This window comes from Streptomyces sp. NPDC005485, assembly GCF_040606085.1.
GTDB lineage: Bacteria > Actinomycetota > Actinomycetes > Streptomycetales > Streptomycetaceae > Streptomyces.
On record NZ_JBEXDZ010000048.1, the window covers coordinates 1 to 24,518 of the forward strand.

Here is a 24,518-nt window from a genome sequence, read left to right on the forward strand (position 1 = left end):
TCGTACTGGACGTACTTGGGGCTTCGGCCGGTGCGGCGAGGGTGCGTGCCGGGCGCCGTGGGTGCTGTGCGGGACTTTCAAACACCCCCTAGGGGCAGCTGAGCCGCGTGTCGCCCGTGTCCGTCGTGCAGGTGTCCGTGCCGAGGCCGCCGTTGGCGGTGTCGTTGCCGGAGACGTTGTCGACGGTGTTGAGCCTGTCGTTGCCGTAGTTGCCGATCAGGTTGTCGTTGCCCGGGCCGCCGTTCAGGGTGTCGTCGTTGTAGCCGCCGTCGAGGCGGTCGTTGCCGTAGTTGCCGTACACGGTGTCGTTGCCGTAGCTCGCGTCGACGGTGTCGTCGCCACCGAGGCCGCAGATCACGTCGGTGCCGTAGCCACCGGTGAGGGTGTCGTTGCCGCTGGTGCCGATGCGGGTGCAGCCGCGGGCGTTGTTGACGGTGGTGGTCGCCGTCGCGCTGTTGTTGCCGGGGGTCGGGTCGGACTGGCCGGCGCTCACCGTGGCCTTGTCGGTGAGGGTGCCGGTGGCGCGGGGTTCGGCGACAACCGTGACCGTGGCCTTCGCGCCGGGGGCGAGGGTGCCGAGGGAGCAGGTGCCGCCGGTGGTGCAGGTGCCCTGGGAGGGGGTGGCCGAGACGATCGTGGCGGCGGGGCCGGTGAGCGCGTCCGTGAGAGCCACGCCGGTGGCCGTGGTCGTGGCGCTGTTGTTGGTGACCGTCACGGTGTACGTCGCCCGGTCACCGATGCTGACCGTGCCCGTGCCGGACTTGGTGACGGACAGGTCCACCCCGGCGGGCGGCGGAGGAGGGGTGCCGGCGCCGCCCAGGTAGCGGGCGAGGGCGCGGTCGTCGCCGCTGGTGCCGACCGCGACGATCCTGCCGTCGGACCGGAGGGCGAGGCTGTTGACCTGGGCGGCGGCGCCGAAGCCGGTGCTCGTGCGGCCGCCGGTGCCGAACCCGGTGTCCAGAGTGCCGTTGGTGTTGTAGCGGGCCAGGGCGAAGCCGCCGTCGGCGCTTCCGGCGGCGACGATCCGGCCGTCGGGCTGAAGCATCAGGTCCCGCACGCTGCCGTTGGTGCCGAAGGGGGTGTTCACGACACCGCCGGTGCCGAAGCCGCCGTCGAGCGTGCCGTCGGTGTTGTAGCGCACCAAGGTGAAGCCGGGGCCCGCGCCGCTTCCGGCGGCGACGATCCTGCCGTCCGACTGCACCACCACGGCCTCACCGAAGTTGTAGCCGCCCAGGTCCGTGACGACGCGGCCGTCGCCGCCACCGAACGTGGTGTCGAGGCTCCCGTCGGGGTTGTAGCGGACGACCGCGAAGTCGAAGGCCGTCTCGCCCGTGTCGCCGAATACGACGAACCGGCCGTCCGGCTGGAGCGCCATGTCCTTGCCCTGCACGCCCTGCTCGAAGGCGGTGGTGACCTCGCCGTCACCGCCGCCGAACGCGGTGTCCGGGGTTCCGTCGGGGTTGTAGCGGACCGCGGCGATCTCACCGCCCGCGGTCCCCGAGGCGAGGATCTTCCCGTCGGGCTGCACCGCGACCGCCCAGCCGTCCTCGGCGCCACCGGCCAGTTCGGGGATGACCCAGCCGGTGCCCCCGAAGCTGGTGTCCAGGGTGCCGTCGGGGTTGTAGCGGGCCAGCGTGAACCAGCAGCAGCCGCCGCTCTCCTCCCCGAACCGCTCGGTCCGGCCGACCACGACGATCTTGCCGTCGGGCTGCAGGGCCGCCCCCTGGGCCCGGTCGTCGCCGCCCTCGAAGTCGGTGGTCACCTCGCCGTCGCCACCGAACGAGGGGTCGAGGCTGCCGTCGGGGTTGTGCCGCATCAGGGAGAAGTCGGGCGACGGGGCGTCGGAAGCCCAGTTCACGCCGACCGTGACGATCTTGCCGTCGGGCTGCAGGACGACGTCCTCGCCCTCCTCGTTCTGGCCGCGGTCGACGGTCACCTTCCCGCCGGTGCCGAACGAGGTGTCCAGGTCGCCGGGTGCGGCGAGGGCGGTACAGGGCATCGCGACGACGAGTGCGAGCGCGGCGGCGGCCAGAGCTGCCGCGCGGAGGGATCCCCGTAGGGAAACAAGGGTGGACATCCGCCCAGCTTCGGGAGGTTCCCCCGGCGCTATCGCGCGGCTTACCGGCGGCTGGGCCCACTGCGCCGCGGAGTCCACTCTCGGGGGTGACGGCGAGGCCGTCTCCCCCGCGACCGGTTCCTCAGCCCGGCTGTACGGACCTCAGCGCCGCCAGCAGCGCACGGGCGTCGCGGACCGTGGGATGGCCGTCCCCGAGGTGTACGGCGACCTCCTCCACGACGCGTTCGGCGTACTCGGTTCCGCTCGCGCCGTCATAGCCGAGCATGGCGTGGGAGACCTTGAGACGCAGGGCCAGGGGGTGCTCCTCGCCGAGCCGGGAGCGGGCCTCCGCGGTGAACGCGCCGCATTCCCGGCGTACTTGGTCGGTCGGCTTCGAACCGCCCTCGCGTTCCCAGGCGAGGACCTGGGCTTCGAGGTCCTGGGCCGCGGTGTCGGGCGTGCGGTCCTCGGGCGGTACGTCGCCGCCCGCGCCGCCCCTCCCCTGCCGTGCGGCCACCGTGGTGGCGTCCGGGCCCTGCTGCCTGGTGCGAACCAGCGTCTCGAAGCGGCGGGTGGGCGGCAGGCCGGCGTGCTCGCGGATGAGGGTCGTCGCCTCGTCGGGCAGGAGCGGCGGGGTGAATCGTTCCGCCCCCGGGTCGCGGAGTTCGCCCTCCGGGCCCTTCGCGAGGGCGGCGGCGACAGCGGCGGGGGTCGGCCGTCGGGCCGGGTCGAGCTGGAGGCAGGAGCGGACCACCTCTTCCAGTTCGGCGGGCATCCCGGCCAGGTCGGGCGTGCCGTCGCAGATGTTGCTCATCACCGCGAGCACCTTCTTGCCCCAGGGCAGGCGCCCGAGGGCGAGGCGGGCGAGGAGTGTGCCGAGCGACGGCTTCGTCCAGGTCCTCCGTCCGCATGGCCGCCTTCGCCTGTGAGACCAGCGCGCCGAGCGTCCGGTCGCTGCGGGCGCCGTACAACTCCCGGCATTTCTCGGCTATTTGGCCGTACATGCGACTCGCCCGCGAGAGGTCGCCGCTCCGCTCGATCTCCGCGGCCGCCGCGACGAGGTCCTCCAGGCTGTCGTGTCCCCGCTCGTGGCCGAAGGGCAGAGCGCCGGCGAGTTCGGCGTAGCGCCTACGGGCGATGCCGGCGAGTTCGTGATGGGCGCCCAGTTCGGCCTCGGCGGTCTTCAGCATCCGGGTGTAGGTGCGCAGCGCGGCGGCGTTGTCGTCGGCCTGCTGCTGCCAATGGCCCAGGTCGCACAGGAGGTTGAGCGCGGCCTCGGTGCGGCCCTCCTGTTCCGCCGCGCGGTGCATCTCCCCATAACGGTGTACGGCCTCCTCGCTCCGTCCCGCCCGGCCGTGCCAGTGGGCGAGCTGGTGGCGGGCGAGGCCGGTGTCCTGGTGGTGTGGCCCCTGGAGGCGCTCACGGTCGGACAGGAGCTGCGCGAACAGCTGCACGGCGCCTTCCGCATCGCCGGACTCCCCTGTCCAGTGGGCGAGTTGGTGCCGCAGGGCCAGGGTGGTGAGGTCGTCGGGCCCGGGGGCGGACGTCGCCTGGACGACCAGTTCGCGATAGCGCTTCACGGCCTTGCGGGGTCGGCCCTGCCGGCCGTCCTGCTCGGCCGAGGCGCTGCCGTCCCGCAGCCGGGCGAGCACATCCGCCGCCGGTTCGCCGGACGCCGGCGTGGTGTTCCGTCGCTTGCCGACCCATCGCACACAGACCCCCCGGAGCTGCAGATCGGCCGACATCCCGCCCCGCACGGGGACCGAATGAAGAGCCCGTAGGCGACAAAATACCCCGATCCGCGAGGAGTTGACCTTATGAACAACCGATCACTGTCCCGCTACGCTCGGCCGGATGAACGAACAGGAAAGCGAGCCGGTCGCCTCGTACGCCGACGAACCCGCCCTCTGGCGTCGGTTCGCGCGACTTCTGCCGTCCGCCGAGGACGCGGCCGAGTTCCAGGACTGCTGGGACATCGGCGAGCAGGAGGCCGGGCTCCAGTTCGTGCTGCTCCCGCGGCTCCTTGAGCGGGGTGTACCGATCGGCGAGACCACGCGGGCCGAGCTGGCGGTCATGGCCGAGACCTGGACCATGTGGGACGCGCTCGGCGCCGACATCGCGCGCTGCCAGGGCGATCCCGCGCAGGACGCGTCACTGCGGCTGGTGGAGTTCGACGGTGACCGCGAAACGCCGGGGCCCGCCGGGGTCCAGGAACCCGACGGTCCCCTGCTCGTCCCGTGGATCACCTGCACGCACTGCGGGCAGGTGCTGGCCCGCGCCCACCGACGGGAGGAGTGGGGCGGCCTCTCCTACCTTCCGGAGTCGTACGTCGTGTTCGGCCCCGACCGCGGCACGGCACCCAGCACGTTCGCCCAGGACTCCGCCTGGGACGCCCTCACCGCCTTGCGGACGGCCTGCCCCGGCCGCGAGGACTCGTCGGCATCCGAGGGCCGCTGAGGGCACCCCTCCCGCGTCCGGATGCGGCGCGGGCGCGGGCGAAGCCTGCCCTCGCGAGCCTGTTGAACGGGCTCGATCCGGCGCTGCGGGACCTGTCCGCGGGCGCGCCACTTCCACGCGCTTCACCCGCAGGGTGCGGAGGGTTCGATTCGGCCCCCTCCGCGCCGCGGGCCCACGCACGATCAGCCGTATGCGCATCCAAGGCGTCAACGTCCGCAGACGAGTGGTGGTCCGGCTGTCCGCCGTCGCCGTCCTGGCCGGCGGCCTGCGGGCCCTGCGCGCTCTGGTGACGGGCGCAACCGAGCCGCACGACGCACTCGGCCTGCCCATCGCGGTCGCGGCCCTGGCCTGCGCAGGCCCAGGTCCGTGACCTATCGGCCTATGTACACTAGGTCATTACCTAGGGCTCCTAGGTTTCAAGGTGTGCGGAGGTGGATCACCCATGGTCCGAGCAGGGCTCACGGCCGACCGGCTCGTGGAGGCGGCCGCCGACCTCGCGGACGAGGTCGGATTCGAGAGCGTCACCCTGTCCGCGCTGGCGCGGCACTTCGGTGTGAAGGACGCGAGTCTGTACTCGCACGTCAGGAACCTCCAGGACCTGCGGACACGCGTTGCGCTGCTCGCGGGCGGGGAGATGATCGACCGGATCGCGGCGGCGGTGGCGGGGCGGGCGGGCCAGGACGCGCTGGCCGCGTTCGCCGGCGCCTACCGGGCGTACGCACTGGAGCGGCCGGGACGGTACGCCGCCACCCAGATCCGGATGGACCAGGCCCTCCTCACCGAGTCCCCCAACTTCCGGCGCACCGCCGAAATCACGTACGGCATGCTCCGCGCCTACGGCCTCGAAGAACCCGACCTCACCGACGCCGTACGCCTGTTGCGCAGCACCTTCCACGGCTACTGCGCCCTGGAGGCCACCGGCGGCTTCGGCGCCGCCCGTGACGTGCAGGCGTCCTGGGACCGGGCCATCGCCGCGCTGCACGTGGCACTGGAGCAGTGGCCTCGACAGGAGAAGAGCAATGACTGATCCGACCGACCTGTACTACGACGTGCGCGGCGTCGGGCCCGTGCTGCTGGTCATTCCCGGCGGGGCCGGGCATCCCATGGGCTTCGACGCGTTGACGGACCGGCTCGCCAAGCGGTTCACCGTCGTGACGTACGACCCGCTGGGCCTCGCGCACGGCCGGCTCGGCCTGCCCGTCGGCGAGCAGAGCGTGACGGCGTGGAGCGAGGGCGCCCATCGCGTGCTCGGCGAAGTCCTGCCGGACGGCGAGTCCGCCTACGTCTTCGGGACCAGCTCCGGCGCAATCGCCGCACTCGACCTGCTCGCCCGCCGTCCGGAGCGCCTGCGGCGCGTGGTGGCACACGAGCCGCCGGTCGTGGAGGTGCTGCCGGACGCGGACGTGCAGCGGGCCATGTTCGCGGAGGTGTACGACGTCTACCGCGCGGCGGGCCTGGGTGCAGGGGCCGCCCGGCTCGGCGCCGGGCTGGAGGAGCGAGCGTGGACCGCGGACCGGTCGCTCGACTCCCAACGCCCTTCTGCTGATGATGAGTTGACCAAGCCCATGGCACTCTTCCTCACCCGTGTCCTGGGTCCCTTCACCGCCTACATGCCGGATACGACCGCTCTCAAGCAGCTGCCCGGACGTCTCGTCCTCGGTGCGGGGGTCGACTCGCGCGGCCGACTACTGCACCGTACGGCCACGTTGGTGTCCGAGCTGAGCGGCGGCGAATTCGTCGAGTTTCCCGGCGGTCACATCGGCGTCGCCGAACACCCGGCCGACTTCGCGGAGTTGCTCGCGCGGACGCTGCTGTCGGTCACGGTGCACTGAGCGCCTGCACCTCGGCGTAGGTCGGGGCGGGGCCGCGGGGCGGGCGTCCGGCCCGGATGTCCGCCACGCCTTCCAGGGCGGCGCCCAGTGCACGCCGGTAGAGGTAGGAGCCGAGACTGACCCTGCGCACGCCGAGGTCGGCGAGATGCGGGAAGGCCGGGCCGGACGGGGAGTAGAGGATGTTGAGCGGGACGTCGAGGGACTTCACGAGAGCGGCGATCCGCTTGTCGTCCGTCAGGCCCGGCACGAACACGCAGTCCGCGCCCGCCTGTTGGTAGGCCTCGAGTCGCTTCATCGTCTCCGCGCCGTCGCCCAGCCAGTACGTGTCGGTGCGGGCGTTCACGAAGAGGCCGGGCACGGCTGCCTTCACCGCGGCGATCTTCGCGGCGTGCAGGCCGGCCGAGCCGAGGCCGTCCTCCAGGTTGATGCCGACGGCTCCGGCGGCGGCCAACTCCCGTGCCACCCGGGCGACTTCGTCCGGATCGTCACTGAAACCGCCCTCGGCGTCGACGGACAGGAGGAACGGCCCCTGGCCGAGTTGCAGGGTCAGCCCCAGGGTCAGGTCCCGGGTCGCCGCCGAGCCGTCCGGCAGTCCGGCCGCGGCGGCGACACCGAGGCTCGTGGTGCCGATCGCCTCGAAGCCCTCGGCGGCAAGAGCGGCCACCGAGGCGTGGTCCCAGGCGTTGGGCAGGAGCAGAGGTGTGTCGGCGTGGTGGAGTGCGGCGAACGCGGTCACGGTCATACCGGAACGGTAGGGCCGGATCGGTTCGGTGCGGGCCGAACTGTGGCGGGATTTCACCCCCCCTCCGCCCCTACCCGCCCCGTTGACCTGGGGGCTGCGCCCCTCTCCCCCTGCATCGCGCTTCGCGCTCGTCCTCAAACGCCGGACGGGCTGAAACCACGCCCCCCTCGGGTGGGTGGGGGACCGGGACGGCCGAACCGTCCTCAAACGCCGGACGGGCTGAAATCCTCCGGCAACCTTTCCGCGTGCCGCGGCGACCCACCCACATGACAACCGCAAGACGCACCACCTCCCACCGCCGTCGCCGCAGCGGCGCCCGTAAGCCGGTCGTGGGCGCTCTCGCCGCCGCCGGCCTGCTGGCCGGGGCCTGGTACGCGACGGCGACGACGACGAACGGCTCGGGCGGCGGGCAGAGCACCTCGGCCTCGGCCGAGAAGTCGGCCACCGCCTCCGAAGCCGCGTCCGGCTCCGGGTCACCGTCGAGCACCGCGCCCACCGCGAGCGCCTCGACGTCGTCCAGGGCCAAGGCCAAGGCCGCCGCCTCATCGGCCACGAAGACCGCCAAGTCCGCCGCGACCGCGACGGGCACCCTCGCCGTCACGAACACCACGGTCACGCTGGCCGCCAAGTTCCCCTACCTGTCCGCGGGTTACAACAGCACCCGCGAGTGGACGCGCACCACGACCGCGGTGGCCCCGGACGGCACGCTGCGCGTCGCCTGGCCCGCGGCCGACGGGGTCCACGTCACACCGCTGACCGCGGCGGGCAAGCGGTCCGCGAAGGACACGGTCGTGAAGGGTGCGAAGGAGGTCGGCGGACTCGTCGCGCACAACGACGGCTTCGCGCTGCTGACCCGGGTCGCCGACACGAACAAGTGGAAGGAGACGGCCGCGGCGCTGATCCGCTACAAGAACGGCGCGCAGGCCTTCCGTACGAAGCTGACGGGGACCTCGTCGCACGACACGGCGCCGCTCCTCGACGGCCAACTGGCCTGGAACGGCACGAAGTACGGCGCGTACTTCGTCGTCCACGGCGCTGGTGGCTGGACCGACGGCCACTTCGGCGACAAGCTGATGTACCTCGGCTCGACCGGCGCGAAGCTGAGCGGCGGCTGGAGCTGGGGATGCAGCCACAACGAGGGCATCGCGCTGCACGCCGAGTCCACCGGCGCGTTCACCTCACTCTGCTTCGACGACTGGCGCTCGGGCCTGTTCGTGTCGACCGGCATCGGCGCACCCGACACCGCGCCCGTCGTCCAGCGCGAACAGTGCTGGGCCGGCTACTGCGGCGGCACGTTCGCCGGCCGCACCGGCGACCTGGTGAAGTCGTCGACCGGCCGCTACGCCACCGCCTTCGCCTCCCGCGGGGCCGCCTCCGCCGCCAAGAACCCGGACGACTCGAGCGGCCGCGGCTGGACCGTGAAGCCGAAGACCAAGACCCACCAGGTCGCGGTCGCCTTCCTCAAGAACCGCAACACGCCCTCGGGCAAGCCGATTTACCTCACGAGTGCCGCGGGCACCGAGAACGTGAACGTCCACGTGGCGCCGTACGGCAAGGACCGGCTCCTCGTCTCCTGGGAGTCACTGAGGAACGCCACGTGCGCGGACGGCACCTGCAAGGGCACCTTCAGCGGCACCCACTTCCGCCTCGTCGACTGGAACGGCACGGTCAAGTCGGCGGACAAGGTGGTCTCGGCCCGCATCACGGGCGACATCGCGGTCCAGAAGGACGGCACGCTCGCCTGGGCGTACCCGCCCGTCACACCGTCGTACGCCACCGCACTCACGGGCTCCTCGCCCACGACCTCCACGCTGAGGATCGCCCGTCTCAAGCCCTGACCCGGCCGCGCTGCGACGCGGTGTCACCTCAGTCCGTCCGCGATCGCCCGGCCGGTCTCCCGTGCGGTGAGATACGGCCGGACGTCGTGCGCCTTGGCTCCGTTGTGCACGAGCGCGTCCTGCACGCGGCTGCCGAACAACGGCGCCAACTCCTTTGCCAACGCCACGGCATCGCCCCGGTCCGCGATGTTGGACCAGCGTTTCACGGGCGCCGGCCAACGGCCGTGTCCGGCGCCCGGCGCGGGGACGAGCCGGTCGAAGACCAGGCTGCGCACGCCGAGGGGGGAACCGAGGGTGACGAGCGAGAGGTCCCGCAACTCCGGGTGGGCGCAGAGCACTTCGTAGGCGACGACCGTGCCCAGGGAGTGGGCGACGACCACCTCGGTGTCGGCGGTCAGCGCCTGCGCGAGCCGGTCGCGGACCGCGGCGCGCAGCTCCGGCTCGGTGAAGTAGCGGCGTACCTGGCGGGCGCTGTGGATCACCAGCCGTTCGCTCAGTCCTGCGAAGAAGGAGCAGTGGCTCAGCGCGTCGAGGGCTCGCTGCACGAGGTCGGGCGTACGCAGCCGGACAGTGCGGTCCGGTCCGGTGACCTGGCTCTCCGCGCGGGCCGCCGCCTCCCACCAGGCCAGCAGGAGTTCGCGTTCCAGGCCGTCCTCGACGTCGCTCGCGTCGAGTTCGGGGATGCCGAGTCCGCGATGGCCGGCGGGGCGGAAGAGGTCACCGTAGAACGCCATGGAGACGTCGCTCCGCCGCAGCCTCGGACCTGCCGCGAGGGTGACGCCGTCGGCCAGCGCGGGGAACCAGTCGGCGAGCAGGCTGTCCGCGCCCTTGTACTGCTGGGCTATGCCGTGCGCGAGGACGAGGCGGGTCATGGGGCGTCGCCCTGGGGCGCCGGCGCGTGGGCGATATTGATGCCGAGGACCACGACGCCCATGTCCGTGGCCAGACAGACGTGGCCCGCGTTGTCCACCGCGATGTCGTTGATGCCGCCGCCGACGTCGAGTTCCGCGGTCCAGGAGGCCGACCGGGTGTCCCAGATGCGGGTCAGTCCGTAGCCGTCGCCCGCGATGAGCATGGGGACGCCGTGGATGTCGGCCGACTTGACGGCGCTGACGAGGAAGGGGAACGGCTCCAACTCGGGCCCTGTGTCACGCTGTTCGGCCAGGTCCCAGAAGCGCAGCCGCCCGTCGCCGGCGCCGGACACGAGGACGTCCTTGCCGAGACGGGCGAACGCCACACTGAACGCCCCTCTGCCGTGGCCGTCGATCGGCTCGGCGAACGGTTCGCCCGTGCGCAGGTCCCACAGCCGGACCGTCCCGTCGAGCGAGGCGCTGGCCAGCAGGTGCGCGTCCCCGAGGATGCCCACGCGCAGGCACATCACCTGTGCCGTGTGGCCGGACATCGGCGGGCACATCTGGGCCTGAGTGCCCAGTTCCCAGGCGTGCAGGGTGAAGTCCTCCGCCACCGACACCGCGAACGCCCTGTCCTCCAGGGTGTGCAGGCGGGTCTTCCACGAGGTGCCGAACCGCTTGCCGAGCCGTCGTCGTGGCTCCAGGACCCAGACGTCCGCCTCCGACCAGCTGCTCGTCACCACCACGGTGTCCTCGCCGAGACGGGCGCTCGTCGTGTCGAAGAGTTCGTAGTTGGCCGATGCGATGTGCGCGGCGATCTGCTCCCCGTCGTCGAGGTCATGGATCCTCACCCCGCCGTATTTGCTGCCGGTGATCACCATCGCGCGGTCGGAGCCCCGGACGATGTCCGCGGAAACCAGTGCGTTGTCGACACCGCACAGCGGTTCCCCGACAGGTCTCATGGTGGTCATGTCCCACATCCGCACCTCGCGGGTGAACGCCGTCACGGCCACGGGAACTCCGTCGGCCAGGCCCAGCGCGGGCGCCGGACAGGGCGTCATCGATTCGCCGAGCCGCGTCAGCCCCTCCAGCGGCGCTCCCAGGGCCGTGGCGCTCTCCAGATCCCAGACCCGTACGGTGTTGTCGTAGGCCACGGATGCCACCAGCACGGTGTCACCGGTACGCGCGAGGGTGCCGGCCAGCACGCTCTGGGTGTGTCCGACCAGGGGGCCGCCGACGTGGGCGCGCGTCACGATGTCGTGGACGTAGACGCCGTTGCCCTCCCGGGTGGACAGCACGACGGGGCGGTCGCCGTCGAAGGCCACGCCCAGCGCCCGTTCGTACAGGGTGAGGTCCTCGAGGTCGAAGTGCGCCATCTGCACGGCGGTCCCGGCGCCGTCGACGCGCCAGAGGTAGGCGTGGTCGAGGGAGGTCGCGAGGGCGATCTCCAGCGCGGGGCCGGACCGTCGGGCGGCCAGGTACTGGATGCCGCCCTGATGGCCCGACAACGGTCGGGTGACGGCCTGCCCGGTGACGGTGTTCGAGATCCGCACCGTCCCGTCCTCGCTGCCGCTGACCACCACCGCCTCCCCGTGCAGCGCGCCGAGCGCAACGCAGCGCACCACGTTGGTGTGCCCGGTCGACGGCGGTCCCAGGGGTCTGCCGGTGAACGGCTCCCAGCACCGGACGGTGGTGTCGGCCCCGCCGGTCACCGCGACCGGCCGGCCCCTGACACTGCCGAGCGCCACCGCGAGTACCTTCCCCTGGTGCCCGTCCAGGGGCGGGCCGGCCTGCACCCGGGTGCGGAGGTTCCACAGCCGGGCGGTGCCGTCCGCCCCGCCCGTGATCGCCATGGGCACGTCGCACACCTCCCGGACCGCCACGCAGTGCACCTGCCCGCTGTGGCCCTCCGTCGGCCGGTCCGCCGACAGATCCCAGATACGGGCCGTACGGTCCCGGCTGACCGTGACCGCCAGCGAGCTGTGCCCGCGGCTGGTGAGGGCGGCCGCCATGATGTCGTGGACGTGGCCTCGCAGCGAGGGGCCGAGCTGACGCAGGGTCCGCAGATCCCACAGTCGTGTCTCCAGACGTCCGCTCGTCAGGGCCACGCTGCGGCCGCCGAACCGTCCGATCACCACGGAGTGGACACCGCTGCGCTCGAAGTAGCGGTGCGCGATGACGGGTTCGCCGATCTGGCGGCTGGTGGCCAGGTCCCACAGGCTCAGCATCCCGGACCCGTCTCCGACCAGGGCGACGGTCCGGCCGTCCTGCTTTCCCACGCTCAGGGCGGTCACCTCCTCCACCGGGCCGACCAGCGGGCTGCCGTAGGGCCGTGGTGTGCCTCCGTCCGGGACCTCGCTGAGATCCCAGATCCGTACGGCCTTGTCGTCCCCGCCGGTGACCGCCACCGGGCATCCGTCGATCTCCCCCAGGGCCGCGTCCCGGACGGTGCGGCGGTGCGCGGACATGTCACCGCCCAGCTGGGTCCGGTCCCGCAGGTCCCAGAGGCGTGCCGTGCCGTCGCTGCTCGCCGTCAGCGCGACCGGCCGTCCGCCGAGGTCGCCGGTCGTGATCGCCTTGACGCTGTTGGTGTGGCCGGTCAGGGCGCGGCCGTACTCCTGGCCGGCCGAGAGGTCCCAGATCCGTACCGTGCCGTCGACCCCGCCCACCAGCGCCACGGTGTAGTCGCCGAGATCGCCGATGGCCACGGCGCTGACCGCGACGCCCATCCGCAGCGAGTCCCCCAGTTGCCGCTGGGCGGTGAGGTCCCAGACGCGCACGGTGGCGTCGTTGCTTCCCGTCACCGCGATGGGCCGCTCGTCGAGGCTGCCCACCGCGACGCAGTACACCCCTCTGGTGTGGCCGGTGAGCAGCCGGTGCGCGCCGCTCGCCGACCACCAGGCCCAGCGGGCGCTCCAGGGAAGGGTCACGCCGAGGTCCTCGATGCGGTCGGCGAGGCTGTCGGCCTCGCAGCGGCGCGCCGAAAGCTGCAAATCCGCGGCCCGCGCGCCCAGTTGGCGGTTCGGGGTGAGCCGGTGGGCCACCTGCTCGTACGCGGTCCGGATGCGTCGGGGGGCCTCGCCGTTGATGGTGGCCAACGCCCGGAGCAGGCCGAGGGGTTCGCAGGCGAGCAGGAAGCCGGGGTCCTCTATGAGGCCGGCGAAGACGCCCGCCGCCGCGGCGTGCGTGGCCAGGTGCTGGCGTACGTAGGGGGGTGCGGCGAACCAGTCGAGGCCGTCGTGCGGCACGACCGGCACGAGGGCCACCAGTGCTTCGACCACGGACCGGTGGATGTCGGTGGTGGCCCGGCCCGCGGTCTCCCGCAGGTGCTCGGCCAGAGCTTTGTGGTAGAGCCGGTAGACCGACCGGTGGTCGTCGTCGGTGACCTCGGCGACATACGCCTCGGCGACGTCGAGTACCCAGGAGACGTCCTCCTCGGTGCAGGGGACGCCGGAGAGCACGGTGCTGAGCGTCGTCCACACCCGGCCGCGGGGCAGCCCCGTCCCCTCGGAGAAGGCCAGGGCGAGCAGCATCCGGCGCACGCGCGCCTCGTCCGGTCCGAAACGCGCCAGGTAGTCGTCGAACGCCTCGCCGATCTCGCTGGGCAGTTCGTCCGCCCACCCCGCGCGGCGTACGTCGACGGCGGCACCGTCGGAGCGCAGCGTACGGGCGGTGGTGCGCGCGTAGAGGTAGACGCCCGCCGCGCGCCTGGCGACCCCGGCGGCGACGGTCCCGGCGAGGTCGGGGAGGTCGCGGTAGGGGGTGCTGACCTCGGGTTCCTCCTCGGCGAGCAGCATCTTGCCGACGTACTCGGTGAGATCGCCCTGCTCGGCCCGGTAGCCGGGGCGGTCCAGGTCCAGGCAGGTGAAGGTGGGGCCGAGCGGGGTCACGAGTTCGTGGCGGGTGCCCACGAGCAGCCGTACGCCCTGGATCTCGGACATGGGCCGCAGCAGTTCCCGGGTGATGCGGCGGGGCTCCCCGTGTCCGCCCGCGTCGGCCGCGGTGTCGGATCCGGCCTCGTCGACCGCGTCGACCACGACGACGATCGGTGGCTCCTGCCGGCCGCGCCGCGTCAGCTCCTGGAGCAGTGCCGGCGTGCCGTTCACCTCCGCGCCCAGGGTGTGGGCGATGCGCTCGACGATCTCCTCAAGTCGTTTGTGCCGTGCGTGCACGGCCACCGTCACGCATCCTTTGGGCACCACCGTCGCGGGATCCAGCGCGCGGACGTCGAACCGGGTGCGGTAGCGCTGGTCCGACAGGGCCACGACTCTTCCCAGGACCGCCGATTTGCCGCATCCGGGCCGGCCGGTGACCACGCGTCCCCTGCCGTCGCCGTGAGCGGCCGTCAGCCAGGCCACGAGTTCGCGGAGCACCCGGACACGCCCGCTGAAGTACAGGCCGTGCTCGGACTCGAACTCGACTCCGCGCGAGCGGGGGCCGAAGTGGTCGGCGAGATCCTGCTCGGCGGCGCGCCGTTGGACCTCCAGGTCGGTCCCGATGGGCGGTAAGGACTCACGGAAACCGGAGTTGGGGAAGAACGGTGCCAGGCCGGTCACCAACCCGCTGGCGAGTTCGGCGCGTTGGCCGCGGCCCGCGTCCTCGAAGCGCTCGTTGACGGCCCGCACCAGCTCGGTCAGGTCGAGGTACTGCTGGCGTTGCCCGGTGCGAGTGGTGGTGACGCCGACGGCCGTGCGCAGCGCGCTCACGAAGAGGCCGTCCTCCGCGACGTCCTTGCGCCGGGCGGAGGCGAGGAACCACAGTCCGGTGGAGGTGCCCGCGCCGCCGTGCCGGTAGGCGATCGACTGGAGGGCGATGCCCGCCGCGTCGGCGCTGCCCGCGCCGGCCGCGCAGGTGTCGAGGACGAGGAGCAGGTGGCGCAGCTCTCCTCGGCACAGAATGCGGACCAGGTCCTCGGTGGCGAGGGCGGTGGTGGCGACGTCGGCGTCCTGCGAGTCCCAGCACAGCAGGTAGTGGCGGTCGCGGTCCTGGACGAGTCCGTGGCCGGCGAAGTACACGACCACCACGTCGTCGCGGGCGAGTTCGGCGTCCGTCGACCAGTGGCGGAGCTTCTGGCGGACCTGTTCGGCCCCGTCGTACTCGCCGAGTCCCGGAAGCACTTCCTGGTATCCGCACCCGGCCATGAGCTCGCGCATCGCGCGGACGTCGTTGGGCACGTGGAGCAGTTGCTCGTCGGCCGGGAGGTGGGCGTACCGCCCCATCCCCAGCGTGATGAAGAATCGCCGCCCCACCTGTCGCACCATCGCGCCCCCCGCTGCCCCTGTGAGAAACAGTAGCGGCACGGTCGCTCTCTGTGTCGAGAAGCGTCAGGCGCGAAACACCTCGATTCCTCCCGCCGCCTACCGCTCGTTCACTTCGCCGACGAAGGCCGCGCCGTCTTCGAGCCGTGCCCGCACGCTGTCGTCCCCGGACCAGGACACGACGATCCCGTCCGGCCCGTCCGTGCGCACGGACACCAGGTCCGCGAGGGGCCGGGGGTCCGGCTCCGCGGTGAGCCGGGCGAGCGCGACGAACAGGGTGGGGCCGTCCCCCGTGGTGCCTGTCAGGCCGGCGGGGCCCTCCAACAGGCCGACGGCGGGCAGGAGTTCGGCTTGGGCGTCCTCGTGCGGCGCCCAGCCGGTGATCCGTACCGGCGTCCCGGGCGCCGCGCCTGTCACCAGGTGCGCTCGCACCTCCGCCGCTCCGCGGGCGAGGACGAGGCTGGTCACCCGGGCGTCACCGCCCGTCGCATGGCGGGACGCCACCCAGCCGTCGCCCGCGCCGAGCGGTTCGATGTCCGTGCGGCTCGGATCCTCGTCCACGATCACGCTGTTGTCGTACGACGCGGAGGGCGCGGTCATGGTCGAGTACGCGAGCCGTGTGTAGTACGGGTCGTAGCGGACGTCCTCGCTGCCGTGGTTGTGCAGGCGGACCAGGCCGTCCGAAGCGGTGGACTGGAGCAGCCAGTTGGGCGGGCGGACGGGGGTGACCGCGTCGGCGCGGTCCGTCGGGCCGGGCTGTTCGGGGGCCGTCCAGGCCTCGTGGTCGGGGGGCAGCAGCAGCCCAACGAAGGCCTTGCTCGCCCAGTACGGGGACGCGGGGCCCGAATAGCCCTGCAGGACGGCTTCCTCGGGGCCGTGCCAGCCGAGGGTGAGCAGGCCCCGGTCGTCGACGGCGTCCCGGTCGAGGAAGTGACGCAGGGCGCCGGAGGCCAGCCTGCGGGTCTCGCCGGGCGACAGGGGCGTGCGGCCGGTGAGGGCGCCCAGCCACAGCGGGGCGGTGGTCGCGAAGCGGTAGGTGAGGGAGCGGCCCTGGCGCATCGGAGCTCCGTCGGCGCCGAACAGGCGGGCGTAGTCGGCGAGATGGGTCTCCAGGCGGCCGCCGTAGAGGTCCAGCAGGCGGGGGTCGTCCTCCAGCCACGCGTGCAGCACCGGGTAGAGGTGCATGGCCCAGCCGTTGTAGTAGTCGAAGGCCCGGCCGGGGCCGTCGGTGTACCAGCCGTCGCCGACGTACCACTGCTCGATGCGGTCCAGGCCCCGGTCGATCGCCGCGCCGGCGGCCTCCGGCTCGTAGCCGATCTCCCGCAGGAAGCCGCCCACCGTGACGGGGAACAACTCCCAGTTGCAGGCCCAGGGTTCGGCCGTCAGGGCGTCCGCGAGCCACTGCGCGGCCCGCTCGCGGACGGGGGCGTCCAGGCGGTCCCAGAGCAGCGGGCGGGTCAGCCGCAGTGCGAGGGCGATGGACGCCGCCTCGACGAGCGGCTGGCTGCGGTCGGCGATGCGCGGCCAGACGCCCGCGGTTCCGGCGGCGAGGCCGTCCGCGTAGCGCTCCAGGGCCTTCTCGTCGCGCCGGAAGGCGGCCAGGAGCAGGGTGCGGGCGTACCCTTCCAGGCCGTCGGAGAGCTTCCCGGACCAGCTCGTGCGGTCGCCGGGGAGGTGGTAGAGCGCGCCGTCCGCCGTGGCGTACGGCGCGACCGCGGCCAGCAGGGAGTCCGCGGCCGACTCCCAGTGGGCACGCGTGTAGCCGGTGTACGGGCTGAGTGTGCGGTCGTCCGACGGCAGGGGGAAGGGGAAGGGCACGGGAGCTTTCCAGTCTCGATCAGGGGGGCGGCTGCCCCGGGACGGGCGTCGGGCCCGTCGACGGGCGGGCCTGGCGTCGGGCCCGTGCCCGGTGGACAGGCACAGGCCTGGGGCGCCCCGGTTCCGGTCGGGACGCCCCAGGGTCTCATCCCACCCTCACCAAGCCCTCCGGCACCAGATGCCGGGCGACCAATTCGTCGCGCACCAGCTCCGCGTACACCGTGGCACCGTGCACCGAGGTGTGGGTGTTGTCCCTTTTTTCGTTGTACAGGTAGATCGCTTTGGAGCCTTCGACGCCCAGAGACTCGACGAGGGCCTTGGTCCTGGCGGTCAGGTCGATCAGCGGGACGTTCTCGGCCGCCGCGACCGAGCGGATGACCGCCGGGTGATCCACGCCGAGGCCGTTCACCAGCAGCGCGGTGTTGTTGTTCAAGGTACCGTCCGCGTTGAACCAGCGTCGGACGATCGGTGTGACCAGGACGGGTTCCCCGCCCTCGGCTCGTACACCTGCCACGAGGGTTTCCAGGTTCGCACGGTAGGTCGGCTCGTCGGTGGTCTTGTCGTTGTGGGCGAGCTGGATGAGGACGAGGTCGCCCTTGCGGATCAGCGGCTTGACGGTCGCGAAGAGCGCCGGGTTGTCGAGGTAGGTGACCGTACTCTCCCCGGAGTCCGCGTAGTTGGCCACGGACAGGCCCTTGCGGAGGTACTGGGGCAGCTCCTGGCCCCAGCCGGTGTAGGGCTCGCCGGGCTGGTCGCAGACCGTGGAGTCGCCGACCAGGAAGATCTGCCGGGTGTGCGGGCGGGCGGGGGTCACGCGGATGCCGGCCAGCGCGGGCGCCGAGCCGCCGATCACCAGGTCCAGGCCCGGTGTGCCGTCGGCTCCGGTCGGTTCGCCCTCGGGGGTGCGGACGTTCACGGTGAAGCTGCGGGCCGCGTACTCGCCGGCCGCCGTGGCGGTCTCGGGGAGGAGAGCGCGGCGCGTCTCGCCGCTGATGCCGGTGGCGGCGGCACTGTCGCCGCCGAGGAGCACCTTCACGTCGTACGTGCCGGGGGCGACGTCGAAGTGGCAGGTGACCGGCGCGGTCGTCGTGCAGTTCTCCGGACCGAGAACGGGCCCGCGGCCCCCATGGGCCTGCGCCGGGGTGACCGCGAGTGCGGTCGCGGCGGTCAGCGCCGCCAGCACGGCGACGGGGACTCGGTTGAAACGTCTCACTGCGGCTCCTCCGACAGGACGACAGGACCTGGCGGCTGGACGGTACCGCTCCGGACAAGCGCTTTCTAGTACTTGGCTCAATTTCACACGATTGTCAACTCCAAGCATGCGAAAGCCCTTTCGCGAAATCGATTCAACTGTCACTCTGCGAGACACCCGCACACCCCCCACACCCTCCCGAAGGAGGCACCCCCATGTCCGGATCCGCCCGCAGAACGGTCCGCCGCCGCACCTTCGTCCTCGGCGCTACGGCCGCCGCAGGATCGGCCGCCCTCGCCGGCCCGCTCGCCCCCACGGCGACCGCTGCGACCTTCGGCTACACGGACGACGGCGCGAACTACGTGATCGACACCGGCGCCAACCTCGTGTTCAAGGTCAGCAAGACCAACGGCGACCTGACCTCGCTCGTCTACCGGGGCACGGAGTACCAGGGCTACGGCGGCAAGAACTCGCACATCGAGTCGGGCCTCGGCACCTCCACCGTGACCGTCAAGCAATCCGGTTCGACGATCCTGGTCTCCGTCGCGTACGGCACGCTGAAGCACTACTACGCGGCCCGCAGCGGTGAGAACAACGTCTATCTGTGGACCAACAAGGCCGACACCTCGGTCAGTGCGACCCGTTACATCGTGCGGGTCAAGGCGGGCCTCTTCCTCAACGACGAGCCCGATTCGTACACTTACGCACCTACCACCATCGAGGCCGCGGACGTCTTCGCGAAGTCCGACGGCCAGACCCGCTCCAAGCACTACTCCAAGCTCCGCGTCACCGACTACGACTACATCGGCTGGAAGACGGGCAGCGTCGGCCTGTGGATGGTGCGCAGCAACCACGAGAAGGCCTCCGGCGGCCCGTTCTACCGCTCGCTGCTGCGCCACCAGAGCGCGGACGGCGGCGGCCTGTACGAGATCCTGTACTACGGCGAGAACCAGACCGAGTCGCAGCGGTTCGGGCTCCAGGGGCCCTACGTCATCGCCTTCACGGACGGCGGCGCGCCCTCCTCGTCGCTGTTCCACGGCAGCCTGACCACCTCCTGGGCGGACTCGCTCGGCATCTCCGGGTACGTCGCCTCGGGCGGCCGGGGCAAGGTCGCGGGCGTCGGGATCTCGGGGCGCGACACGGCATACGCGTACACGGTCGGGATCGCCAACTCCGCTGCCCAGTACTGGGCTTCGGCGCGCTCGTCGGACGGCTGGTTCTCGATCGCGGGCGTGCTGCCCGGGACGTACACCCTCACCGTCTTCAAGGGTGAACTCGCCGTCCACACCATGTCGGTGACGGTCACCGCGGGTGGGACGACCACGCTGAACACGATCGCGATCCCGTCCTCGAACGATCCGAGCAACGCGAGCGCGATCTGGCGGATCGGCAACTGGGACGGTACGCCGAGCGGGTTCAAGAACGCGGACCTGATGACCTACGCGCATCCGTCCGACCCGCGGGCCGCCGCCTGGACGGGCAACGTGGTGATCGGCAGCGGCAGCGAGACGTCCGCGTTCCCGGCGTACATCTGGAAGGACGTCAACAGCGGTCTGCTGGTCTACTTCAAGCTGACGGCGGCCCAGGCGGCGGCCGCGCACACGCTGCGGATCGGGGTGACGACGGCATACGCGAACGGGCGGCCGCAGGTCGTCGTCAACGACGCCTGGACGTCGCCGATCCCCTCGCCGCCCACCCAGCCGAGCACACGGTCGCTGACCGTCGGCTCCTACCGGGGCAACAACTACACGTTCACGTACAGCGTTCCGGCCAGTGCCTGGCTCACGGACACCAGCCAGTACAACGTGCTGAAGATCAACGTGGTGAGCGGTTCGGGGACGACGTCCTATCTCAGCGCCGGGACCGCCATCGACGCGCTGGACCTGCTGACCTGACGGCGGCAACCTCCGGGCGCCGGGCGGCGACTCCTGTGCATGACTGAGCCGAACCCGCACTCCGCAGAGCAGCACCGGCATCGCCTCTCCCGCACCCGGCGCCGTACCCTCGCGTTCGCCACCGGCACCGCGGCGGCCCTCGGGCTCGTCGCGGTGTCGCTGGTGCCCAAGGCGCAGGCGGCGACCGTGATCACGGTCGCCAAGGACGGTTCCGGTAGATACACGACCGTGCAGGCCGCCATCGACGCGGCGTCCGCGGGCGACACGATCTCCATCGGGAAGGGCACCTACACGGAGATCGTCAAGGTGCCGACGAGCAGGTCGGGGCTGACGATCAAGGGCGCCACCGGCAACGCCGAGGACGTCGTCATCACCTATGACCGGGCCGCCGGGTACACGGATGGGAGCGCCAACAAGTACGGCACACTGGGCAGTTCGGTGGCGACCTTCTCGGCGAACAACCTCACCGTCACCGGGATCACGGTCCAGAACACCTTCTCCAAGACCGCACATCCGGAGATCACCGACACCCAGGCGGTCGCCGTCACCACACAGGGCGACCGGCAGAAGTTCACGAACGACCGTTTCATCAGCCGCCAGGACACGATGCTCAACTGGGCGCCGTCCGCCACCGGCCAGTACCGGCAGTACTTCTCCTCCTCCTTCGTCTCCGGCGACGTCGACTTCATCTTCGGCAACGCCACCGCCGTCTACGACCGCGTCAACATCCAGCTGCGCAATTCGGGCGCGGCGGCGGGCGGGCTGAACGGCTTCCTGGCCGCGCCCAACACCAACTCGGCGAAGACGTACGGGATCCTGATCACCGGCAGCACGATCTCCAGCTCGGCCGCGGCCAACTCGTACTATCTGGGCCGTCCTTGGCATCCCACGTCGGACGCCGTGGGGCAACTGGTGATCAGGAACAGCGCGTTGCCCGCCGCCGTGAAGACCGCGGGACCCTGGACCGACATGAGCGGCTACTCATGGAAGAACGCCCGTTTCTTCGAGTACAGGAACACGGGCGCCGGTGCCACGGTGAACTCCAACCGCCCGCAGCTCACCGACTCCCAGGCCGCGAGCTACACGGCCCAGAAGTACCTGGCGGGCACGGACGGCTGGAATCCCGTCGGCTGACGTCACATCATGACGCGCGCGTCCACTGCTGGTTGGTGCCTCCGTTGCAGGTGTACGTGATCAGGGTGGCGGAGTTGGCGGTGGACGCGCCGTTCACGTCCAGGCACTCGCCGCTCGCGCGGGACTTCAGCAGCACGTAGCTGCCCGACGTGGTGACCGACCACTGCTGGGCGGTCGCGGTGCTGCAGTTCTCCTGGGTGACGTTCGTGGGGTTCTCCGTCAGGCACAGGGAGCTGTGCCGGGTCATCAGCTCGTAGTAGCCGCTGCCGACGGACTTGAACCAGTACTTCTGGTTCGTCCCGCCGTTGCAGGTGTACTGGGTGAGCGCCTTGCCCTGCCACAGCGACTGGTCGGGGACGTCGGCGCACTTGCCGGAGTGCCGGGCGGTCAGCGTCTGGTAGGTGGCGGCGACCGCGGTCACCGTCCCGGCGGTCGTGTCGACGGTGACCTCCGGGGACCAGCTCATGCTCAGACTGGTGGAGGTCGGGAAGGTGAGCGGCAGCCACACGTACCGCGAGTCGTTGACGGTCCCGCCGAAGGAGTTGCCCCAGCGGTCGCCCAGATAGAGGTACGAGGTGCCCGAGGTGCCCTGCACCGGAAGGACGTAGGCGGTCTGCGAGTTGAAGGCCGTCGAGTCGCCGACGTTCGTCATCGCGCTCCACGGCCCGGCAAGACTGGTGGCGGTCGCGTACTGCTGCTGGTTGGCGCTCCAGCCGGTGGCGCCCGAGGTCAGCATGAAGTACACGCCGCCCCGCTTGAAGAGCGCCGGTGCCTCGCGGTGGCCGCCGGGCCACGGGTTGGCGACCAGGCTCGCGATGCCCGTGTAGTCGGCGGTGAGCCTGTAGAGGTGCAGGTCGTAGTTCTCGTTGGCGGCCGACGCCATGTAGCCGGCACCGTCGGAGTCGACGAAGACGGTGATGTCGCGGGACATCGAGTCGCCGAGCGGCCGGAAGCTGCCCCGATAGGTGTAGTTGCCGTCGACGGTGTCCGAGACGGCGACGGCCGCGCGGGCCTCGCTGTAGTCGGTCCCGTTCTCCTTGTGCATCCACATCACGAACTTGCCGGTGGACTCGTTGTACATGACCTTGGGACGCTCGATGTTGGCCGTCGCCAGTTCGCTCGCGCTGGACTGGCTCAGCACATGGTTGCGGAACTCCCAGTTCTTCAGGTCGGTGGAGCGGTAGGCGTCCACGTACTGGAAGGTGTTGTCGGCGTTGCGGTGCTCGCCGAACCAGTAGTAGTAGCTGCCGACCTTGATGACGCCGCCGCCGTGCGCGTGCACGGCGCTGCCGGAACTGTCCGTGAACTGGGTGCCGTTGGTGATGGTCTGGGCCGCGGCCTGCGCCGGCCCCGCGGTGGCCAGAGCGCCGACGAGCGCCAGACAGAGCGCGACGAGGACCGCGTGGACACGTCTCATCTCACACACTCTCCTTCAGAACGGTGAAGTGCCGGGCGGAGCCCGAGAGTCCGGGCAGGGTGCGGATCGGTGACCAGGTGCGCAGCCCGTCGAGGCTGTCGCTGTAGTAGTACTTCTTCTCCGCGTAGCCGTCGAAGTAGATGCGCCAGCCGCCGTTGTCGAGACGCACCAGGGCGGGACCCTCGCGCCAGTCGCCCCAGCCCGCCCAGTCGCCCGTGCCGGTGAGGGTGTAGGGCCCGGCGAGGCGGTCGGCGACCGCGTGCTCCAGGTACTTGGTCGTCTCCTGCTTGGTGATGGCGTGGTACTTGCCCCCGTGGCGGACGACGAAGGTGTCGATGTAGTTGGCGTTGTCGAGACCCGAAAGCGGCCTCGGAACCGACCAGTTGAGCAGCGAGGTGCCGCGCGCGGTGAGCAGGTGCGGCCGGAAGACCGAGTTGTTGGCGGTGTCGAGGGCGACGACGATGTTGACGCTGCCGTCCACCGGGTCGACGAACCACTCCGGTGCCCAGGTGCGCGCGAGGCCCGGCGTCGGCAGGGTGTGGTTCGCGACGAACTGCCAGCTCGTGCGGTCCTTGCTGCGCGCGAACCCGATCGTGTTCCCGGTCCAGTTGGTGGTGTAGACGATCCAGTAGTACCCGTCGGAGTGCTTGATGAGCGAGGGGTCGCGGATCAGTCCGGTCGGCGGGGTGTAGGCCGGTCCCTTCAGCAGGGAGTACGTCAGCGCGTCGGCGGACTCGTAGACGTACAGGTTGGACTCGCTGCTGTTGGTGAACGCCGTCATCGTGTAGCGGCTGGTGGCGGCGGGCGCCTTGACGGGGGTGTCGGCGACGGGGACGCCGAAGTCGGGGGTGCCGTCCTCGTGCCAGCCCAGCTTCTGGATACGGGTGTGCCGATTGGGGTCGTTCAGCGGGTCGCCGACGATCTCCTTGTACTGGCGGGCGTGGTAGACGAGGACGTCGGTGCGGCCGTCCTCGGCGACCGTGAAGCAGTTGTGGCCCGGCCCGTACTGCTTCGTGGTGTCGTTGCTGGTGAAGACGGGGTTCGGCGACTTGGACCAGCCGGCCGGGTCCATGAGGTCGCTGTCGGCGTCGGCCGTGAGCAGGCCGAGGCAGTAGTGGTAGTCGGTGGCGCTCGCGGAGTACGACATGAAGACGCGTCCGCCCCGGGTGATGACCGAGGGGCCCTCGTTGACCTTGTAGCCGACGCACTCCCAGTCGAACTCCGGTGTGGTGAGCCGAACCTGAGGGCCCGTCAGAGTCCAGGGGTTCGCCATCGCGGAGAGGAAGATGCCGGTGTTGTTGTCGAGGCCGGGCTCGTGCTGCGCCCAGGAGAGGTAGCGCGTGCCGTTGTGCTCGAAGGTCGTGGCGTCCAGGGAAAAGGTCTCCCAGGCCGTCTTGATCTGCCCCTTCTCCGTCCAGGTCCCCTTGAACGGATCGGCGTTCTCGTTCTCCAGGACCCAGATGCGGATGGCCCACACGTCGTTCGCGGGCGCGGAGGCGAAGTAGATGTACCACTTGCCGTCGATGTGGTGGATCTCCGGCGCCCAGATGTGCGCGCCCATGGCACCGCTCGAGTGCTTCTTCCAGATGACGGACTCGTCGGCCTTCGCCAGCCCGCGCAGGGTGCGGGAGCGGCGCAGGATGATCCGGTCGTACTCGGGGGCGGTGGCCGTGAAGTAGTACTGGCCGTCGGTGTGGCGGTGGATGTGGGGATCGGCGCGGTTGCGGACCAGGGGGCTCGGATAGGCGGCGGTGCGGGCCTCGGCCACGCCGGGGGCGGCGACGAGCGCGCCCGCGGCCAGTGCGGCACCCTTCAGCACCAGTCTCCGGCTGGGGACGTCGGGCAGGTCGTCAACGCGGCTCATGCTGAGGGCCTCTCGGGGTGGGGGACGAGGGGGCGAGGGGGGGACGGCTCTCGAACGCGGCTGGTTCGATATGTCGCACAACATCTGTTATTCCGAACGCCGAAAAGGTAAGGGCGTGTTACGAGGAGGTCAACGGGTCCGACGGGACAAAAGAGGAAGCGAAA

17 protein-coding genes and 1 pseudogene are annotated in these 24,518 nt (G+C 71.2%); 8 read left to right on the top strand and 10 right to left on the bottom strand.

The genetic code is table 11. From position 1 onward, the window contains the following. Positions 1–88: 88 nt before the first annotated feature. Positions 89–2,077, bottom strand: a complete 1,989-nt coding sequence (locus ABZS97_RS18185; RefSeq protein WP_356138938.1) for a calcium-binding protein — start codon at positions 2,075–2,077, stop codon at positions 89–91. A gap of 121 nt (positions 2,078–2,198) precedes the next feature. Then, on the bottom strand, positions 2,199–2,870 hold the full coding sequence (locus ABZS97_RS18190) for a hypothetical protein (RefSeq protein ID WP_356138940.1): 672 nt from the start codon (positions 2,868–2,870) through the stop codon (positions 2,199–2,201). 262 nt (positions 2,871–3,132) lie between these two features. On the opposite strand from ABZS97_RS18190, the gene ABZS97_RS18195 reads away from it, so the two are divergent. The 5 genes from ABZS97_RS18195 to ABZS97_RS18215 all read left to right on the top strand — a co-directional run bounded on the left by ABZS97_RS18195 (position 3,133) and on the right by ABZS97_RS18215 (position 6,345). Further along, positions 3,133–3,837 (top strand): hypothetical protein, encoded by a 705-nt coding sequence (locus ABZS97_RS18195; protein ID WP_356138942.1) that lies wholly within the window; start codon positions 3,133–3,135, stop codon positions 3,835–3,837. Between the two features lie 73 nt (positions 3,838–3,910). Further along, positions 3,911–4,513 carry a hypothetical protein gene (locus ABZS97_RS18200; RefSeq protein WP_356138944.1) on the top strand — a complete coding sequence of 201 codons (603 nt, stop codon included), beginning with the start codon at positions 3,911–3,913 and terminating at the stop codon, positions 4,511–4,513. 190 nt (positions 4,514–4,703) lie between these two features. Further along, on the top strand, positions 4,704–4,883 hold the full coding sequence (locus ABZS97_RS18205; RefSeq protein WP_356138946.1) for a hypothetical protein: 180 nt from the start codon (positions 4,704–4,706) through the stop codon (positions 4,881–4,883). A 72-nt stretch (positions 4,884–4,955) separates the two neighbouring features. Next, complete coding sequence (locus ABZS97_RS18210; RefSeq protein WP_356138948.1) at positions 4,956–5,540, top strand: WHG domain-containing protein; 585 nt, start codon at positions 4,956–4,958, stop codon at positions 5,538–5,540. Next, entirely contained in the window at positions 5,533–6,345 is an 813-nt protein-coding gene (locus ABZS97_RS18215) for an alpha/beta hydrolase (protein WP_356138950.1), read from the top strand. Before ABZS97_RS18210 ends, ABZS97_RS18215 begins: the two co-directional genes overlap by 8 nt. Here the strand turns inward: ABZS97_RS18215 and ABZS97_RS18220 are convergent. Next, positions 6,332–7,087 (bottom strand): isocitrate lyase/phosphoenolpyruvate mutase family protein, encoded by a 756-nt coding sequence (locus ABZS97_RS18220; RefSeq protein ID WP_356138952.1) that lies wholly within the window; start codon positions 7,085–7,087, stop codon positions 6,332–6,334. The genes ABZS97_RS18215 and ABZS97_RS18220 overlap by 14 nt on opposite strands. A gap of 266 nt (positions 7,088–7,353) precedes the next feature. Here ABZS97_RS18220 and ABZS97_RS18225 point away from each other — a divergent pair, with 266 nt between their 5' ends. Further along, positions 7,354–8,925 carry a hypothetical protein gene (locus tag ABZS97_RS18225; protein ID WP_356138954.1) on the top strand — a complete coding sequence of 524 codons (1,572 nt, stop codon included), beginning with the start codon at positions 7,354–7,356 and terminating at the stop codon, positions 8,923–8,925. 23 nt (positions 8,926–8,948) lie between these two features. Here the strand turns inward: ABZS97_RS18225 and ABZS97_RS18230 are convergent, their stop codons facing one another. From ABZS97_RS18230 to ABZS97_RS18245, 4 genes are all read right to left on the bottom strand, one after another. Continuing rightward, a complete protein-coding gene (locus tag ABZS97_RS18230; RefSeq protein WP_356138956.1) occupies positions 8,949–9,797 on the bottom strand; it encodes a hypothetical protein in 849 nt (282 codons plus the stop codon). Further along, positions 9,794–15,025, bottom strand: a complete 5,232-nt coding sequence (locus ABZS97_RS18235) for a caspase family protein (protein ID WP_356138958.1) — start codon at positions 15,023–15,025, stop codon at positions 9,794–9,796. Before ABZS97_RS18235 ends, ABZS97_RS18230 begins: the two co-directional genes overlap by 4 nt. 108 nt (positions 15,026–15,133) lie before the next feature. Further along, complete coding sequence (locus ABZS97_RS18240) at positions 15,134–16,852, bottom strand: DUF2264 domain-containing protein (protein ID WP_356138960.1); 1,719 nt, start codon at positions 16,850–16,852, stop codon at positions 15,134–15,136. A 145-nt stretch (positions 16,853–16,997) separates the two neighbouring features. Then, entirely contained in the window at positions 16,998–18,065 is a 1,068-nt protein-coding gene (locus ABZS97_RS18245; RefSeq protein WP_356138961.1) for a rhamnogalacturonan acetylesterase, read from the bottom strand. A 194-nt stretch (positions 18,066–18,259) separates the two neighbouring features. Between ABZS97_RS18245 and ABZS97_RS18250 the strand changes: the two genes are divergently transcribed. Next, positions 18,260–19,939, top strand: coding sequence for a rhamnogalacturonan lyase B N-terminal domain-containing protein (locus tag ABZS97_RS18250; RefSeq protein WP_356138963.1), 1,680 nt, complete (start codon positions 18,260–18,262; stop codon positions 19,937–19,939). A gap of 39 nt (positions 19,940–19,978) precedes the next feature. After that, positions 19,979–21,073: a pectinesterase family protein gene (locus tag ABZS97_RS18255; RefSeq protein WP_356138965.1), complete on the top strand. Its 1,095-nt coding sequence runs from the start codon at positions 19,979–19,981 to the stop codon at positions 21,071–21,073. Between the two features lie 7 nt (positions 21,074–21,080). Here the strand turns inward: ABZS97_RS18255 and ABZS97_RS18260 are convergent, their stop codons facing one another. The 3 genes and pseudogenes from ABZS97_RS18260 to ABZS97_RS18270 form a co-directional block, all read right to left on the bottom strand. After that, complete coding sequence (locus ABZS97_RS18260) at positions 21,081–22,490, bottom strand: RICIN domain-containing protein (RefSeq protein WP_356138968.1); 1,410 nt, start codon at positions 22,488–22,490, stop codon at positions 21,081–21,083. A gap of 1 nt (position 22,491) precedes the next feature. Beyond that, positions 22,492–23,271 (bottom strand): glycoside hydrolase family 43 protein, encoded by a 780-nt coding sequence (locus tag ABZS97_RS18265; protein ID WP_356139024.1) that lies wholly within the window; start codon positions 23,269–23,271, stop codon positions 22,492–22,494. 36 nt (positions 23,272–23,307) lie between these two features. Continuing rightward, positions 23,308–24,354 (bottom strand): annotated as a pseudogene (locus ABZS97_RS18270) (glycoside hydrolase family 43 protein); the annotation flags it as partial. Positions 24,355–24,518: the final 164 nt, after the last annotated feature.